At 65.7% G+C, this 15,926-nt stretch carries 15 protein-coding genes; 2 read left to right on the top strand and 13 right to left on the bottom strand.

All coding sequences use genetic code 11. The annotated features are described in order from the left end of the window. Window positions 1-48: 48 nt before the first annotated feature. The 5 genes from ASD05_RS13070 to ASD05_RS13050 form a co-directional block, all read right to left on the bottom strand. Window positions 49-549 (bottom strand): GNAT family N-acetyltransferase, encoded by a 501-nt coding sequence (locus ASD05_RS13070; protein ID WP_056592698.1) that lies wholly within the window; start codon window positions 547-549, stop codon window positions 49-51. Between the two features lie 14 nt (window positions 550-563). Then, on the bottom strand, window positions 564-1,892 hold the full coding sequence (gene glmM / locus ASD05_RS13065; protein ID WP_056592695.1) for a phosphoglucosamine mutase: 1,329 nt from the start codon (window positions 1,890-1,892) through the stop codon (window positions 564-566). Further along, the gene (gene folP / locus ASD05_RS13060; protein WP_056594358.1) at window positions 1,889-2,701 is read right to left on the bottom strand and encodes a dihydropteroate synthase; all 813 of its coding nucleotides are present in this window, start codon (window positions 2,699-2,701) and stop codon (window positions 1,889-1,891) included. The genes glmM and folP overlap by 4 nt, the downstream gene beginning before the upstream one ends. A 103-nt stretch (window positions 2,702-2,804) precedes the next feature. Next, entirely contained in the window at window positions 2,805-4,721 is a 1,917-nt protein-coding gene (gene ftsH / locus ASD05_RS13055) for an ATP-dependent zinc metalloprotease FtsH (RefSeq protein ID WP_056592692.1), read from the bottom strand. A gap of 167 nt (window positions 4,722-4,888) precedes the next feature. Next, window positions 4,889-5,557, bottom strand: a complete 669-nt coding sequence (locus ASD05_RS13050; RefSeq protein WP_056592689.1) for an RlmE family RNA methyltransferase — start codon at window positions 5,555-5,557, stop codon at window positions 4,889-4,891. Window positions 5,558-5,590: 33 nt separating this feature from the next. Here ASD05_RS13050 and ASD05_RS13045 point away from each other — a divergent pair, with 33 nt between their 5' ends. After that, window positions 5,591-6,070: a YhbY family RNA-binding protein gene (locus tag ASD05_RS13045; protein WP_056592686.1), complete on the top strand. Its 480-nt coding sequence runs from the start codon at window positions 5,591-5,593 to the stop codon at window positions 6,068-6,070. Between the two features lie 41 nt (window positions 6,071-6,111). After that, a complete protein-coding gene (locus ASD05_RS13040) occupies window positions 6,112-6,831 on the top strand; it encodes a hypothetical protein (protein ID WP_056592683.1) in 720 nt (239 codons plus the stop codon). A gap of 33 nt (window positions 6,832-6,864) precedes the next feature. Here ASD05_RS13040 and ASD05_RS13035 read toward each other — a convergent pair whose 3' ends face one another. The 8 genes from ASD05_RS13035 to lpxB form a co-directional block, all read right to left on the bottom strand. After that, complete coding sequence (locus tag ASD05_RS13035; RefSeq protein WP_056592680.1) at window positions 6,865-7,281, bottom strand: DUF4149 domain-containing protein; 417 nt, start codon at window positions 7,279-7,281, stop codon at window positions 6,865-6,867. Between the two features lie 11 nt (window positions 7,282-7,292). After that, complete coding sequence (greA, locus tag ASD05_RS13030) at window positions 7,293-7,769, bottom strand: transcription elongation factor GreA (protein WP_056518766.1); 477 nt, start codon at window positions 7,767-7,769, stop codon at window positions 7,293-7,295. A gap of 66 nt (window positions 7,770-7,835) precedes the next feature. Continuing rightward, entirely contained in the window at window positions 7,836-8,705 is an 870-nt protein-coding gene (locus ASD05_RS13025) for a Kdo hydroxylase family protein (RefSeq protein WP_056592676.1), read from the bottom strand. 8 nt (window positions 8,706-8,713) lie between these two features. Beyond that, window positions 8,714-11,962 (bottom strand): carbamoyl-phosphate synthase large subunit, encoded by a 3,249-nt coding sequence (carB, locus tag ASD05_RS13020; protein ID WP_056592673.1) that lies wholly within the window; start codon window positions 11,960-11,962, stop codon window positions 8,714-8,716. Further along, window positions 11,955-13,139 (bottom strand): glutamine-hydrolyzing carbamoyl-phosphate synthase small subunit, encoded by a 1,185-nt coding sequence (gene carA / locus ASD05_RS13015; protein WP_056592670.1) that lies wholly within the window; start codon window positions 13,137-13,139, stop codon window positions 11,955-11,957. Before carA ends, carB begins: the two co-directional genes overlap by 8 nt. Before the next feature lie 142 nt (window positions 13,140-13,281). Continuing rightward, window positions 13,282-14,070: a TrmH family RNA methyltransferase gene (locus ASD05_RS13010; protein WP_056592668.1), complete on the bottom strand. Its 789-nt coding sequence runs from the start codon at window positions 14,068-14,070 to the stop codon at window positions 13,282-13,284. A 5-nt stretch (window positions 14,071-14,075) separates the two neighbouring features. Then, entirely contained in the window at window positions 14,076-14,798 is a 723-nt protein-coding gene (gene rnhB, locus ASD05_RS13005) for a ribonuclease HII (protein WP_056594355.1), read from the bottom strand. After that, entirely contained in the window at window positions 14,770-15,918 is a 1,149-nt protein-coding gene (gene lpxB, locus ASD05_RS13000; RefSeq protein WP_082572077.1) for a lipid-A-disaccharide synthase, read from the bottom strand. The genes rnhB and lpxB overlap by 29 nt, the downstream gene beginning before the upstream one ends. Window positions 15,919-15,926: the final 8 nt, after the last annotated feature.

Here is a 15,926-nt window from a genome sequence, read left to right as displayed (position 1 = left end):
TTGGGGTGAGGGCCGACGGCGACAGGTACGCCTCGGCCCTTTTCTTTTTCAGAGCTTCTTCTGCAGGAAGACGGCGCTGCCGAACGCCGGATCGAGCTGATAGCTCACGAACCCGTCGCGCTCATAGGCGCGCAGCGCTGGCGCGTTGCCCGACAGCACTTCGAGCGTGAGCTTGCAGGCGCCGCGCCTGCGCGCCTCCTGCTCCACCTGAGCGAACATCTTCTGCGCCACGCGCTGCCCGCGATGGCCGGCCAGCACGACCACATCGTGCACGTTCACCAGCGGCTTGCAGGCAAAGGTCGAGAAGCCTTCGATGCAGTTGATAAGGCCCACGGCCTGCTCGCCGTCGTAGGCCAGCACGCTGAAGGCCTGCGGGCGCGCCGCCAGCGCCGCAGGCAAGGCTTCGCGCACGGCCGCGTCGAGCGGCGTGCCGCCACCTGCCGGGTCGCGGGCATAGCTGTCCAGCAGGGATACGACAGCCTCGGCGTGCGCGGGATTGCGATAGTCGGCGATCAGGGTCTCGATCGCGGCGTGGTCGGGCGTCGACATGCAATGCGCGCCGATCAGCCCAGCGTGGCCGCCAGGCGCCGGGCGTACGAGTCGGCTTGTGCCGCATCGCGCGCCTCGACCATCACCCGCACCAGCGGCTCGGTGCCGCTCGCGCGGATCAGCACGCGGCCGCTGTCGCCGAGCTCCGCCTCGATGCGTTGCGTTTCACTCGCGAGCGCCTTGTTGGACTTCCAGTCCTGGTCCGGAGACAGGCGCACGTTGATCAGCGTCTGCGGGAACAGCGTGACGCCTTCGAGCAGCTGCGCCACGGTCTTGCCGCTGCGCACGCAAGCCTGCAGCACCTGCAGTGCGCTCACGATGCCGTCGCCCGTGGTGTGGCGGTCGAGCGCCAACAGGTGGCCCGAACCTTCACCGCCCAGCAGCCAGCCGCGCTTGTCCAGTTCTTCGAGCACGTAGCGGTCGCCGACCTTGGCACGCACGAACTCGATGCCCTGCCCGCGCAGCGCCACTTCGACGGCCTTGTTGGTCATGAGCGTGCCGACCACGCCCGCCGGTTTCTCGCCGCGCGCGATGCGCTCGGCCACCATGAGGTAGAGCAGCTCGTCGCCGTTGAACAGGCGCCCGCTGGCATCCACCAGCTGCAGGCGGTCGGCGTCGCCGTCGAGGGCAATGCCATAGTCGGCCTGCTGCGTCGTCACCGCGGTCACCAAGGCCTGCGGATGCGTGGCGCCGAAGCCCTTGTTGATGTTGAGCCCGTCGGGCGAAACGCCGATGCTGCTGACTTCCGCACCCAGCTCGTGGAACACGTTGGGCGCGACCTGATACGCCGCGCCGTGCGCCGCGTCGACGACCAGCTTCATGTCGCGCAGGGTCAGGTCGTTGGCGAAGGTGCTCTTGCAGAACTCGATGTAGCGCCCCGGCGCGTCGTTGAGGCGGCGGGCCTTGCCCAGGTCGGCGGAGGCTGCCCATACCGGCGCTTCTTCCAATGCCGCCTCGACAGCCAGTTCCCAGGCGTCGTCGAGCTTGGTGCCCTGCGCGCTGAAGAACTTGATGCCGTTGTCGGGGTAGGCGTTGTGGCTCGCGCTGATCACCACGCCCAGGCTCGCGCGCTGGGCGCGCGTGAGGTACGCCACGCCGGGCGTCGGCAACGGGCCGAGCAACACGACATCGACGCCCGCCGAATTGAAGCCCGACTCGAGCGCCGACTCGAGCATGTAGCCCGAGATGCGCGTGTCCTTGCCGATCAGCACCGTGGGACGCGCCTGGGTCCTCTTGAGCACGCGGCCCACGGCGTGTGCGAGGCGCAGCACGAAATCGGGCGTGATGGGAGCCTGGCCGACAGTGCCGCGGATGCCGTCGGTACCGAAATATTTGCGGGTCATGTGGTTTCCTCTTTTCTTTGTTGTGGTTCTTCTGCCGCCTTCATTGCTCGCCATACGGCGAGGGCGGCCACAGTGTCGCGCACGTCATGCACGCGCACCACGGCCGCGCCGCGGTCCACGGCCAGCACCGCCGCGGCGACGCTGGGCACCATGCGCTCGCCCGCCGCCTCGATGCCCGTGACGGCGCCGATGGACGACTTGCGCGACCAGCCCAGCAGCAGCGGGTAACCGCCGGCGAGCAACTCGCGCTGGCGCGCCAGCAAGGCGAAATTCTGCATCACGGTCTTGCCGAACCCAACGCCAGGGTCGAGCGTGATGCGCGAAGAATCGACTCCCGCCGCACGAAGAAGTTGCGCCTGCTCCCCGAGGAAAGACAGCACTGCCGGGATCACGTCGCCCGCCATGGGCACGGCCTGCATGGTCTGCGGGTCCCGATGCATGTGCATCAGGCAGATGCCGCACGAAGGGTGCGCCGAGACGGCTTCGCGCGCGCCCGGCTGGCGCAGCGCCCAGATGTCGTTGACGATGTCCGCGCCCAGGTCGAGCACGGCACGCATGACCTCTGGCTTGTAGGTGTCGATGGAGATCGGCACGTTCAGCTTCACCGCCTCGCGCACCACGGGCAGCACGCGTGCCAGCTCGGCATCGAGCGGCACCGCGGGGCTTCCGGGGCGGGTCGATTCACCGCCGATGTCGAGGATGTCGGCGCCCTCCTTCAGCAGCTGCTCGCAGTGCTTCAGCGCGCTGCCGGTGGAGGCGTGGGCACCGCCATCGGAGAAGGAGTCGGGCGTGACGTTGACGATGCCCATCACGCGCGGCTGCGCGAGGTCGATGCGAAAGCGTGAGGTCTGCCAGACCTCTCCATGGAAAACGGGGCCAGAGGCCCCGTTGTTGCTTGCTGCCAAGTCCACTTCAAGCCGCAGTGGGCGCCGGGTCGGGATTGACCGCCGGCGTGCCGCCGCTGCCGCCGCTGCCCGAAGGCGGGATGCGCGGCGTCCAGTCCTTGGGCGGGCGCGGTGCACGACCGGCCATGATGTCGTCGAGCTGTTCGCTGTCGATGGTTTCCCATTCGAGCAGCGCCTTGGCCATGGCGTGCATCTTGTCGCTGTTCTCTTCGATCAGGCGGCGCGCCAGGGCGTACTGCTCGTCGATGATGCGGCGCACCTCGCTGTCGACCTTTTCCATGGTCTGTTCGCTCATGTTCGTGGTCTTGGTAACCGAGCGGCCCAGGAACACTTCGCCTTCGTTCTCGGCGTAGACCATCGGGCCCAGCGCATCGGTCATGCCGTAGCGCGTGACCATGTCGCGGGCAATGGAGGTCGCGCGCTCGAAGTCGTTGCTGGCGCCGGTGGTCATCTGGTGCATGAACACTTCCTCGGCGATGCGGCCACCGAACAGCATGCTGATCTGGTTGAGCATGTATTCGCGGTCGTAGCTGTAGCGGTCCTGCGAAGGCAGGCTCATGGTCACGCCGAGGGCTCGGCCGCGCGGGATGATCGTGACCTTGTGGACCGGGTCGCACTTGGGCAGCAGCTTGCCAATGAGCGCGTGGCCGGACTCGTGGTAGGCCGTGTTGCGGCGCTCTTCCTCGGGCATGACCATGCTCTTGCGCTCCGGGCCCATGAATATCTTGTCCTTGGCCTTCTCGAAGTCCTGCATCTCGACCACGCGCGCATTGCGGCGTGCGGCCATCAGGGCAGCTTCGTTGCAGAGATTGGCCAGGTCGGCACCCGACATGCCGGGTGTGCCGCGGGCGATCACGCTCGGGTTCACGTCCTGGCCCAGCGGGACCTTGCGCATGTGCACGCCGAGGATCTGCTCGCGGCCGCGGATGTCGGGCAGCGTGACGTAGACCTGACGGTCGAAGCGGCCGGGGCGCAGCAAAGCAGCGTCCAGGATGTCGGGGCGGTTGGTGGCAGCCACCACGATCACGCCGAGGTTGGTTTCGAAGCCGTCCATCTCGACCAGCATCTGGTTCAGCGTCTGCTCGCGCTCGTCGTTGCCACCGCCAAGACCGGCGCCGCGCTGACGGCCCACCGCATCGATTTCGTCGATGAAGATGATGCAGGGTGCGTTCTTCTTGGCGTTCTCGAACATGTCGCGCACACGGGCGGCGCCGACGCCGACGAACATTTCAACGAAGTCGGAACCCGAGATCGAGAAGAAAGGCACCTTGGCTTCGCCGGCGATCGACTTGGCCAGCAGCGTCTTGCCGGTGCCCGGGGGGCCGACCAGCAACAGGCCGCGGGGAATACGGCCGCCGAGCTTCTGGAAGCGCTGCGGGTCTTTCAGGAAGTCGACCACTTCACGGACCTCTTCCTTGGCCTCGTCGCAGCCCGCGACGTCGGCAAAAGTGACCGTGTTGTTGTTCTCATCCATCATGCGGGCCTTGCTCTTGCCGAAGCTGAACGCCCCGCCCTTGCCGCCGCCCTGCATCTGTCGCATGAAGTAGATCCAGACGCCGATCAGCAGCAGCATCGGCCCCCAGCTGACCAGCAGCGTCATGAGGAGCGAGCCCTCTTCGCGCGGCTTGACGTCGAACTTGACGTTGTGGTCGATCAGATCGCCCACGAGGCCGCGGTCGAGCACCGTGGCGGTCGTGCGGATCTTGCGATCGTCGTTGGTAACGGCGACGATTTCACCGCCGGCAGCGCCTTCAGGAATGATGGCGCTCTTGACCTGGTTGTTCCGGACCTGGTCCAGGAACTCGGAATAGCTGACTGTCCCTGAACCGACGCCGCCGCGGGTGTCGAACTGCTTGAACACAGTGAACAACACCATGGCAATGACGAGCCATACGGCAACTTTGGAAAACCACTGATTGTTCAAACGAAGCTCCAGGCTAAAGCGCGTGACAGACAGATGAAAAACGCGCTATGGGTACGCAATTGCGACCCATTTTAGGCTTTTCAAGCTGCGAAAAGCGGGCATTTCCCTAATGTGGCGATAGGCTGGCATGGGTTTGTGCCCCTGGCGAGCCGCTGCGCAGCAAGGTATCAAGGCGTATCCGAGGCCTTGAGGCCCACGCCGACCAGGAAGGTTTCAGCCGATTTGTCCCGCGATGCCTTGGGCTTGAACGGCTTGACGACGCGGAAATTCGCCTTGAAAAGCTTCACCAGGTCGTCGTAGCCGCTGCCATGGAACAGCTTGGCCACCAGTGCTCCTTCAGGCTTCAGATGGTGCTGGGCGAAGTCGATCGCAAGCTCGATCAGGTGCGCCACGCGGGCGGCGTCGGCCGAATGAATGCCTGATAGGTTGGGCGCCATGTCCGACACAACCAGGTCGGCCTTTCGGCCCGCCAGCACGCCCAGCAACTGCTGCAGCAGCGCGTCTTCGCGAAAATCCCCCTGCAGGAAGATCACCCCCTCAATGGGCTCCATCGGCAGGATGTCAAGCGAAACGATGGTGCCGTTCAGCTCGCCGGCCGCCGCCCCGCCGGGCGACATGCGCCGGCGCAGGTACTGGCTCCAGGCACCCGGGGTAGAACCAAGGTCCACCACCAGCTGCCCTGGCTTGACGAGCCCGAGGGACTCGTCGATCTCCTTGAGTTTGTAGGCGGCGCGCGCGCGATAACCCTCCTTGGTGGCGAGCTTCACGTAGGGGTCGTTGATATGGTCGTGCAGCCACGCCTTGTTGACTTTTTTGCTTTTGGCTTTGGTGCTCATGAAGGTCTTCGTGTACGCGTCGATAATACGGGGATGCCCGCCATTCAACTTACCCCTGCCGAGCGCAAGGTGCACCGCGCCGAAGCTCATCACCTGGATCCGATCGTCATGGTCGGTGGAGACGGGCTCACCCCTGCCGTAAAAAAAGAGGCCGATGCGGCGCTCAAGGCCCATGGCCTGATCAAGGTCCGGGTCTTCTCCGACGACCGCCTCGCCCGCGACGCCATGCTGCGCGAGCTGTCCGACGAACTCGGCGCCGCCCCGATCCAGCACATCGGCAAGCTGCTGGTGCTCTGGCGCCCGAAGCCCGAGAAGGAGCGCGTGGTCGATGAAGACCGCATGCCCGGCCCGCGCGACGTCAAGATCGTCAAATACAGCAAGCGCGGCGGCCAGCGCCCCGAAATCAAGACCCTGCGTGTGCTCGGCAATCAGCGCCTCACCCCCGGTGGCACCATCAAGCGCGCCAAGGCGAAGCGGCCGCTGTCGGCCAAGAAGCGCAACCAGTCGGACTGAGCTCGGTGGCAGCGCAAGGCGCCCAGCGCCACATCCTCTGCATGAAATGGGGCACGAAATACGGCCCCGAATACGTCAACCGGCTCTACGCGATGGTGCGCCGCAACCTCCGCGGCGACTTCAAGTTCGTGTGCCTGACCGACGACGGCAACGGCATCCACCCCGAGGTGACGTGCCTGCCGATCCCGCCCCTCAATCTGCACCTGGCCCCGGGCCAGCGCGATGGCGCCTGGAAGAAGCTCACAACCTTCGAGCAGGATCTGCACGGCCTGCGCGGCACCGCCCTATTCCTCGACCTCGACGTGGTGGTCGTCGGCAGCCTGGACGCCTTCTTCGAACAGCCCGGCGAATTCCTGATCATTCACGACTACGCCCGCCCCTGGCGACGCGAGCGGGTCACCGGCAATTCGTCGGTTTACCGTTTCGAGCTGGGCGCCCATGCCGACGTGCTGGCGTATTTCCGCGCCAACATGGACAAGGTCCAGGCCGAGTACCGCAACGAGCAGGCTTACCTCTCTGACGTGCTCCACAAGCAGGGCAAGCTGGCCTACTGGCCTGACGCCTGGTGCCCGAGCTTCAAGTACCACGGCATCCCGACCTGGCCGACCAACTACTGGGAAGAGCCCTTCGTGCCCGAGGGCGCGCGCATCATGGTGTTCCATGGCGAGTGCAACCCGCCGGATGCGCTGGCGGGCCGCCGCAACCGGGCCTTCCGGTACATCCGGCCTGCGGGCTGGGTCGCCAAGTATTGGAAAGAGTGAGAGGCGCGAGGCGGCAGTTGCCGCCTCTGCACTTCAGCCCGGCTTGCGGGCGCCCATGCGCCATAGCAGCACGCCGGCGCACAGCCACTGCGCGAAGTACATGCCGCTGCCCACGGCGTGCCACAACTTGAGGTTCTCGCGCGCCAGGATGCGCGGCGCCACGGCGTACTGCTGAAGCAGCGCCAGCAACAGCGCACCCAGGATGAAGAAGATCGCCGTCATCGCCGGCCCGTCCATGCGCTCGTCGGCCTTGGACCTGAAATGGATCAGCAGGATCAGCCCGCAGGCAATTGCGATCCAGCTCTGCGCCTCGAACAACTGGCCGGCGAAGTTGCCCGCCACCGATGGATTGCCCAGCTTCGCGAACAGCATCGGCACCACCAGGAAACCGATCGTGGTGAGGCTGCCCCACCAGAAGGCGGCCAGCATCAGCGCAATGCGGTCTTTCATGGATCGAAAAATCAGAGGTAGCGCACGGCCACGATCTCGTAGCGCTTGAGTCCGCCGGGCGCCTGCACTTCGGCCGTATCGCCCTCTTCCTTGCCGATCAGCGCGCGCGCGATCGGGCTGGAAATGTTGATCAGGCCGAGCTTCAGGTCGGCTTCGTCCTCACCGACGATCTGGTATTTCACCGCGTCGCCGCTCTCTTCCTCCTCGAGCTCCACGGTCGAGCCGAACACCACCTTGCCGCCGGCATCGAGCTCGCTCGGATCGATGATCTGCGCGGCCGACAGCTTGCCTTCGACCTCCTGGATGCGGCCTTCGATGAAGCCCTGGCGGTCCTTGGCGACTTCGTACTCGGCGTTCTCGCTCAGGTCGCCCTGGGCGCGTGCCTCGGAAATGGCGTTGATGACCCAGGGACGGTCGACCGTCTTGAGCTGGTGCAGTTCGGCACGCAATTTTTCAGCGCCGCGCTTGGTGATCGGAATGGTGGCCATGTTGTTGGTTCTCCATAAAGCGAAACCGCCGAACGATGCCGTTCGGCGGTCGATTGGGGGGACAGGTCAGACGAGATTGCGTCCGGTCAGCCGGCTCAGGATGGCGAGCGGGCTCGAGTCGGGATTGTATTGCTTCGAAGCGGCCAGATGAAGGGTCTGCTCGAGCATGTACTGGCCCGCCATCACGGCGTGCGAAGTCTGGTCGGAGAAGCACACCCACACCGAGCCCGGCGGGAACTCGGCCTTTTCCTGCGGCGAGTTTTCCTGGTACGCCATGTCCGATTTCATGCCGTCGTGCAGCTGCAGCATCAGGTGGTCGTACTCGCTGCGGAAGGACTTGGTCACGTGCAGCGCCTGCAGCAGCGTGGCTTGCCAGCGCACATACGGCTTGGCGCGCGGCAGGAAGCGCTTCGCGATGTTCTCGAAAGGCTCGCCCACGCGCCACACGCGCGGCGCGCCTTCAGGATTGACGTTGGTGAACACACGCAGGATGCGCTCGCCGTAGTTGGGACGCGACGGGAACGCATCGACGTGCAAACGCCGATCGTCCGCGCGCCACGACTGCACGCGCGTCTCGACCTGCGCCGGCCGGTAGCTCGTGGGCGCCAGCCGCAAGGCTGGCGTGTAGTGCGGCAACAGCCCATGAATGAGCTGCGTCGCCTGCGCCCGGAAGCGCCCTACCATCGCCGCAGCCTTGCGCTGCACCGCCTCGTCGCCGACCGCGCCCTTGAGCTTGCCATTGGCATCGAGGCTGATGTTGCGCACATCGGGCGACAGCAGGCTCGGCGTGAGCAGGCTGCGCTCTTCGGGCAGCAGCTCGAAGCCCAGGCGCGGGAAATACAGCACCTTGCCCGCTTCCAGCGCCGCGATCCACGCCTCCTTCGGCGTGGCCGCGTTCCAGTCGCTCAGGTCCAGTTCGACGAGCTGCGTTTCCATGACGGCGCTCAGGCGGCAGCCAGCTGCGCGTGCATCTCCTGCACCGAGATCACGCCCAGCTCGTCCATGAAGCCCATGCCTTCCACCGCAGCTTCGGCACCGAAGATCGTGGTGAAGGTGGTCACGCGCGCCAGCAGCGCCGAAGTGCGGATCTGCCGCGAATCGGTGATCGCATTGCGGCGCTCTTCCACTGTGTTGATGACCAGCGCAATCTCGTTGTTCTTGATCATGTCCACGATGTGCGGGCGGCCTTCGGTCACCTTGTTCACCGTCGCACATTCGATGCCGGCGGCGCCGATGGCGGCAGCCGTGCCCTTGGTGGCGATGATCTCGAAGCCCAGCTTGACGAGACCGCGCGCCACTTCCACGGCACGCGCCTTGTCGTTGTTCTTCACCGAGATGAAGACCTTGCCCGACTTCGGCAGGTGCGTGCCCGCGCCGAGCTGCGACTTCACGAAGGCTTCGCCGAAGGTCTTGCCCACGCCCATCACCTCGCCCGTCGACTTCATCTCGGGGCCGAGGATGGTGTCCACGCCCGGGAACTTGACGAACGGGAACACGGCTTCCTTCACGCTGAAGTACGGCGGCGTGACTTCCTTCGTCACACCCTGCGACTTGAGCGACTGGCCAGCCATGCAGCGTGCCGCCACCTTGGCGAGCTGGATGCCGGTGGCCTTGCTCACGTAGGGCACGGTGCGCGAAGCACGGGGGTTCACTTCGAGCACGTAGATGACGTCTTTGCCATCCTTCTGCTGGATCGCGAACTGCACGTTCATCAGGCCGACCACGTTCAGAGCCTTGGCCATCGCGGCGCTTTGGCGCTTCAGTTCAGCGATGGTTTCTGCACTCAGGCTGTAGGGCGGCAGCGAACAGGCGGAGTCGCCCGAATGCACACCGGCTTGTTCGATGTGCTCCATCACGCCGCCGATCAGCGTGGCGCCTTCGGCGTCGCGGATGCAGTCGACATCGCACTCGACAGCGTCGTTCAGGAAGCGGTCGAGCAGCACCGGCGAGTCATTGCTGACCTTGACGGCTTCGCGCATGTAGCGCTCGAGGTCGCGCTGCTCGTGCACGATTTCCATCGCGCGACCACCGAGCACGTAGCTCGGACGCACCACCAGCGGATAGCCGAGGGCCGCGGCCTTCTCGAGCGCCTCGGGTTCGGTGCGCGCGGTGGCGTTCGGCGGCTGGCGCAGGCCCAGCTCGTGCAGCAGCTTCTGGAAGCGCTCGCGGTCTTCGGCCGCGTCGATCATGTCGGGCGAGGTGCCGATGATCGGCACGCCATTCGCTTCGAGGTCGAGCGCGAGCTTCAGCGGCGTCTGGCCGCCGTACTGCACGATCACGCCGAGCGGCTTCTCGCGGTCGACGATCTCGAGCACGTCTTCGAGCGTCAGCGGCTCGAAGTACAGGCGGTCGGACGTGTCGTAGTCGGTCGAGACGGTCTCGGGGTTGCAGTTGACCATGATGGTCTCGTAGCCGTCCTCGCGCATGGCGAGCGCGGCGTGCACGCAGCAGTAGTCGAACTCGATGCCCTGGCCGATGCGGTTGGGACCGCCGCCGAGCACCATGATCTTCTTCTTGTCGGTCGGATCGGCTTCGCACTCGTCCTCGTAGGTCGAGTACATGTAGGCCGTGTTGGTCGCGAACTCGGCCGCGCAGGTGTCCACGCGCTTGTAGACCGGGCGCACGCCCAGGGCGCGGCGCTTCTCGCGGATGGCCGTGTCGGTGGTCTTCAACTGCCTGGCGAGGCGGCGGTCGGAGAAGCCCTTCTTCTTCAGCGCGAGCAGCGTGTCCTTGTCGATCTGCTCGAGCGACTTGGTTTCGAGCTCGAGTTCGATCTTCACGATCTCTTCGATCTGCACCAGGAACCACGGGTCGATCTTGGTCAGCGCGAACACTTCATCAACGCTCAGGCCCATGGCGAAGGCATCGCCCACGTACCAAATGCGCTCGGGACCGGGCTCGCCCAGTTCCTTTTCGAGCACTTCGCGGTCCTGCGTCTTCTCGTTCAGGCCGTCCACGCCCACTTCGAGGCCGCGCAGGGCCTTCTGGAACGATTCCTGGAAGGTGCGGCCCATGGCCATCACCTCGCCCACCGACTTCATCTGCGTCGTGAGGCGCGAATCGGCCTGCGGGAATTTCTCGAAGGCGAAACGCGGGATCTTGGTGACCACGTAGTCGATCGAGGGCTCGAACGATGCGGGCGTGGCGCCACCGGTGATTTCGTTGCGCAGCTCGTCGAGCGTGTGGCCCACGGCCAGCTTGGCCGCGACCTTGGCGATCGGGAAACCCGTGGCCTTGGAAGCCAGGGCGGACGAACGCGACACGCGCGGATTCATCTCGATGACGACCATGCGGCCGTCCTTCGGGTTGATGGCGAACTGCACGTTCGAGCCGCCGGTGTCCACGCCGATCTCGCGCAGCACGGCCAGCGAAGCATTGCGCAGGATCTGGTATTCCTTGTCGGACAGCGTCTGCGCGGGTGCCACGGTGATCGAGTCGCCGGTGTGCACGCCCATCGGGTCGAGGTTTTCGATCGAGCAGACGATGATGCAGTTGTCGGCCTTGTCGCGCACGACTTCCATCTCGTACTCTTTCCAGCCGAGCAGAGACTCTTCGATCAGCAGCTCGTTGGTCGGCGAGGCTTCGATGCCGCGCTTGCAGATGGTCTCGAACTCGTCGGGGTTGTAGGCGATGCCGCCGCCGGTGCCGCCGAGCGTGAAGCTGGGGCGGATCACGGTCGGGAAGCCGAGCGTCTTCTGCACGGCCCAGGCTTCGTCCATCGTGTGCGCAATGCCCGAGCGCGCCGAACCGAGACCGATCTTGGTCATCGCGTCCTTGAACTTCAGGCGGTCCTCGGCCTTGTCGATGGCCTCGGGCGTGGCGCCGATCAGCTCGACGGGCTTGTTGGTGGCTGCGCCCGTGTATTTGTCGAGCACGCCGTTGCGCCACAGGTCGAGTGCGCAGTTCAGCGCGGTCTGGCCGCCCATGGTCGGCAGGATCGCGTCGGGGCGTTCCTTGGCGATGATCTTCTCGACCGTCTGCCAGGTGATCGGCTCGATGTAGGTGACGTCGGCGGTGGCCGGGTCGGTCATGATCGTCGCGGGGTTGCTGTTGATCAGGATGACCTTGTAGCCCTCTTCGCGCAGCGCCTTGCAGGCCTGCACGCCGGAGTAGTCGAACTCGCAGGCCTGGCCGATGATGATCGGGCCGGCGCCGATGATGAGGATCGATTTGAGATCTGTGCGCTTAGGCATTCTTGCTCTCCGTCTTGTGCTTTTCCATGAGTGCCGTGAAGCGATCGAACAGGTAGCCGATGTCGTGCGGACCGGGCGAGGCTTCAGGGTGGCCCTGGAAGCAGAACGCGGGCTTGTCGGTGCGCGCCAGCCCCTGCAGCGTGTTGTCGAACAGGCTGATGTGGGTAGGACGCAGGGTGGCTGGCAGCGACTTCTCGTCGACCGCGAAGCCGTGGTTCTGGCTGGTGATGCTCACGCGGCCGTTGTCGAGGTCCTTCACCGGATGGTTCGCGCCGTGGTGGCCAAACTTCATCTTGAAGGTCTTGGCGCCCGAGGCCAGCGCCATGATCTGGTGGCCCAGGCAGATGCCGAAGGTCGGGATGCCGGTCTCGATCAGTTCCTTGACGGCGCTGATGGCGTAGTCGCAAGGCTCCGGGTCGCCGGGGCCGTTGGCCAGGAAGATGCCATCGGGCTTGAGCTTGAGCACGTCCGCCGCGGGCGTTTGTGCGGGCACCACGGTGATGCGCGCGCCGCGCTGCGCGATCATGCGCAGGATGTTCTTCTTGACGCCGTAGTCGAAGGCGACGACGTGGAACTTCGGCGTGATCTGCACGCCGTAGCCCGCGCCGAGCTTCCACTCGGTTTCAGTCCATTCATAGGTCTGCTTGACCGACACCACCTTGGCGAGGTCGAGGCCCGACATGCTCGGCGCAGCCTTGGCTGCGGCGATGGCCTTGTCGATCAGCGCCTGCGTCACGGTCTCGCCCACGGCCAGGCCCAGGATGCAGCCGTTCTGCGCGCCGTAAGTGCGCAGGTGTCGCGTGAGCTTGCGGGTGTCGATGTTCGCAATGGCCACCGTGTTGCCCGACACGAGGTACTCGGTCAGCGTGGCGGTCTTGCGGAAGTTGGACGCAACGAGGGGCAGGTCCTTGATGATCAGGCCCGCGGCATGGATCTTGTCGGCTTCGATGTCTTCACCGTTGACGCCGTAGTTGCCAATGTGCGGATACGTGAGGGTCACGATCTGCTGGCAGTAGCTCGGGTCGGTGAGGATTTCCTGGTAACCGGTCATGGCGGTGTTGAACACCACTTCACCGGTCGTGGAGCCGGTGGCTCCGATCGAATTGCCTTGAAAGACCGTGCCGTCTGCGAGCGCCAGGATGGCGGGCGGGAAACTTCCCTTGAGAGACAAAAGCACTGGGTTCTCCGGATGGTTACGGTCGCCCGGAGCCCCAGGCGCGTTGCCTGCGGACTGCTGCTTCAGGGGATTTTGGCGTTAAAGGCGGCCGGGCGACGCTGATTTGCGAGTAAGCCCCCGATTGTAGCCCGGTCTGGGTGTGTTATTCGGCCTGCAGGGCTGCTCCGCTCGCATGCAGGCAGATCGCGGCGGCTGCCGCGACGTTGAGGGACTCCTCGCCGCCCGGCTGGGCGATGCGGATATGGTGCGTGGCGCGCGCCTCGAGCGCGGGTGACACGCCCTGCCCTTCATGGCCCATCAGCCAGGCGCAGGGATGCGGCAGCTCGGCCTTGTGAAGCCACTCGCCGTGGTGCGAACTGGTAGCCATCAACGGTACTTTCAGGCCGTCGAGCACGTCGGCGTCCACGCCCTCGATCAGCCGCAGGCCGAAATGGGCACCCATGCCTGCACGCAGCACCTTCGGCGCCCACAGCGCCGCCGTGCCCTTGAGCGCGATCACCTGGGTGAAGCCGAAAGCAGCCGCGCTGCGAAGGATGGAGCCGGCGTTGCCGGCGTCCTGCAGACGGTCGAGCACCACGCTGGGCGCATCGGGGATCAGCTCCGGCCGCGCTGGCAGGTCGAGCACGAAGCCCATCGGCGCAGGCGATTCCAGGCCGCTGGCGCCGCGCAGCAGATCATCGCTGACCACTACGGTTTTGATAGCACTATTTGCCCATTCGGCAGGGGCTGCAGGCCAGAAAGACTCCGAAAACACCGCAATCGCCGGCTTCACGCCGCGCGCAAGCGCCGCCCGGCACAGATGGTCACCTTCGAGCCAGATGCGGCGCAGCTTGCGATAGGCGCCCGGGTCCTGGGCCAGCTTGCGCAGGTCCTTGAGCAGCGGGTTGTCGCGCGAACTGATGAGGCTCGCGCCGGGATCGGTGGTGGTCATGGGGGTCAGGGCGCGGCGCGCAAGTCGAGGTGCACGGTCTCGACCGTTGCCGCAAACACCGTGGGCGCGGCCGACATGGCCTCGACGACCTGCGCGGTACCCGCTGCCGTTCGAGCCAGCGCGGCGGCAACCGGGCTGAACGACCGGCGGTGATGCACACAGGCGCCGTGGCGCTGCAGCGCTTCCAGGTGCTCCGGCGTGCCATAGCCCTTGTGGCCGGCAAAGCCGTAATTTGGAAATTCGACGTGCAATTGCTCGCAGAGGCGGTCGCGGTGGACCTTGGCCAGGATGGACGCAGCCGAAATCGCCTTGACCAGCGCATCGCCCTTGACCACGGCTTCGGCCAGCACGTCCAGCGTCGGCAGGCGGTTGCCGTCGACCAGCACCTTGGCCGGCTTCAGGCGCAAGCCCTCGACCGCGCGCCGCATCGCAAGCATCGTGGCCTGCAGGATGTTGTGCGTATCGATTTCCTCGACGCTCGCCTGGGCGATGGAGCAGCAAAGGGCCTTGGCCAGGATCTGGTCGTGCAGGCGCTCGCGCTGCAAAGGCGTGAGGGTCTTGGAATCGGCCAGTCCGCGGATCGGCCGGGTGTCGTCGAGGATCACCGCCGCGGCCACGACGGGGCCCGCCAGCGGGCCGCGACCGGCCTCGTCCACGCCTGCGAGCAGGCCCGGCGCGTCCCACACCAAACGGGCTTGCTCAGCTTTCAAGAACTTTCTGGATCGCATCGGCGCAAAGTGTCGGCGTATCGCGCTGCAATTGCACGTGCAGCTCGGAAAATCTTTGTTGCAGGGCCCGTGTCTTTTCGGGATCGTCGAGCCAGGCCAGCGTGGCCTGGGCCAGCGCCTCTGGCGTGGCGGCTTCCTGCAGCAGTTCGGGCACCACGAACTCGCGGCACAGGATGTTGGGCAGGCCGACCCACGGCTGCAACTGCTTGCGCTGCATCAGGCGCCACGAGAGCGCGTTCATGTTGTAGGCAATGACCATCGGCCGCTTGAACAGCGCCGCCTCGAGCGTGGCGGTGCCGCTGGCGATCAGCGTCGCGTCACAGGCGGCCAGCGCGGCGTGCGACTGGCCATCGAGCAGCTTCACCCGGCCCGTCATGCCGCTGGCCTGGAGCAAGGCCTCGACCTCGGAGCGCAGCCCCGGAAGGATGGGCGCCACGAACTGGAGCGCCGGCCGGGCCTTCTGCATCAGCGCGGCGGCGGCGAAGAATCGGTCCGCCAGGTAGCGTATCTCGGAGCGACGGCTGCCCGGCAACAAGGCGACGACCTGAGCGTCGGACGCCAACCCGATCGCGGCGCGGGCCGCGGCGCGGTCGGGCGTCATCGGGATCACGTTGGCAATCGGATGCCCCACATAGCTCGCCGCAACACCCTGCTTTTCGAGCAGTTCGGGCTCGAACGGGAAGATGCACAGCACATGGTCGGCCGCAGCCCGGACCTTCTCGATGCGCTTCGGCCGCCAGGCCCAGATCGAAGGGCAGATGAAGTGCACGGTCTTGATGCCCTGGCTGCGCAGCCCGGCTTCGAGATCGAGATTGAAATCAGGCGCATCGACGCCGATGAACAGTTCGGGCCGTTCGCTCAGCAAACGGGTCTTCAGCTGGCGGCGGATGCCGGCGATCTCGGCATAGTGCCGCAACACCTCGACGTAGCCGCGCACCGCGAGCTTTTCCTGTGGCCACCAGCTCTGGAAGCCATGGGCCAACATGCGAGGGCCGCCGATGCCGACGGTCTGGAGATCCGGCCAACGGGCCTGGAGGCCATCGAGCAGCAAACCCGCGAGCAGATCGCCGGAGGCTTCGCCCGCGACCAGCGCGAAGCGTCGCTGTCCGTCCTTCTGCATCGCGGTCA

Source organism: Variovorax sp. Root434 (genome assembly GCF_001426595.1).
Taxonomy (GTDB): Bacteria; Pseudomonadota; Gammaproteobacteria; order Burkholderiales; family Burkholderiaceae_C; genus Variovorax.
This window is presented reverse-complemented; position numbering and strand designations above follow the sequence as displayed.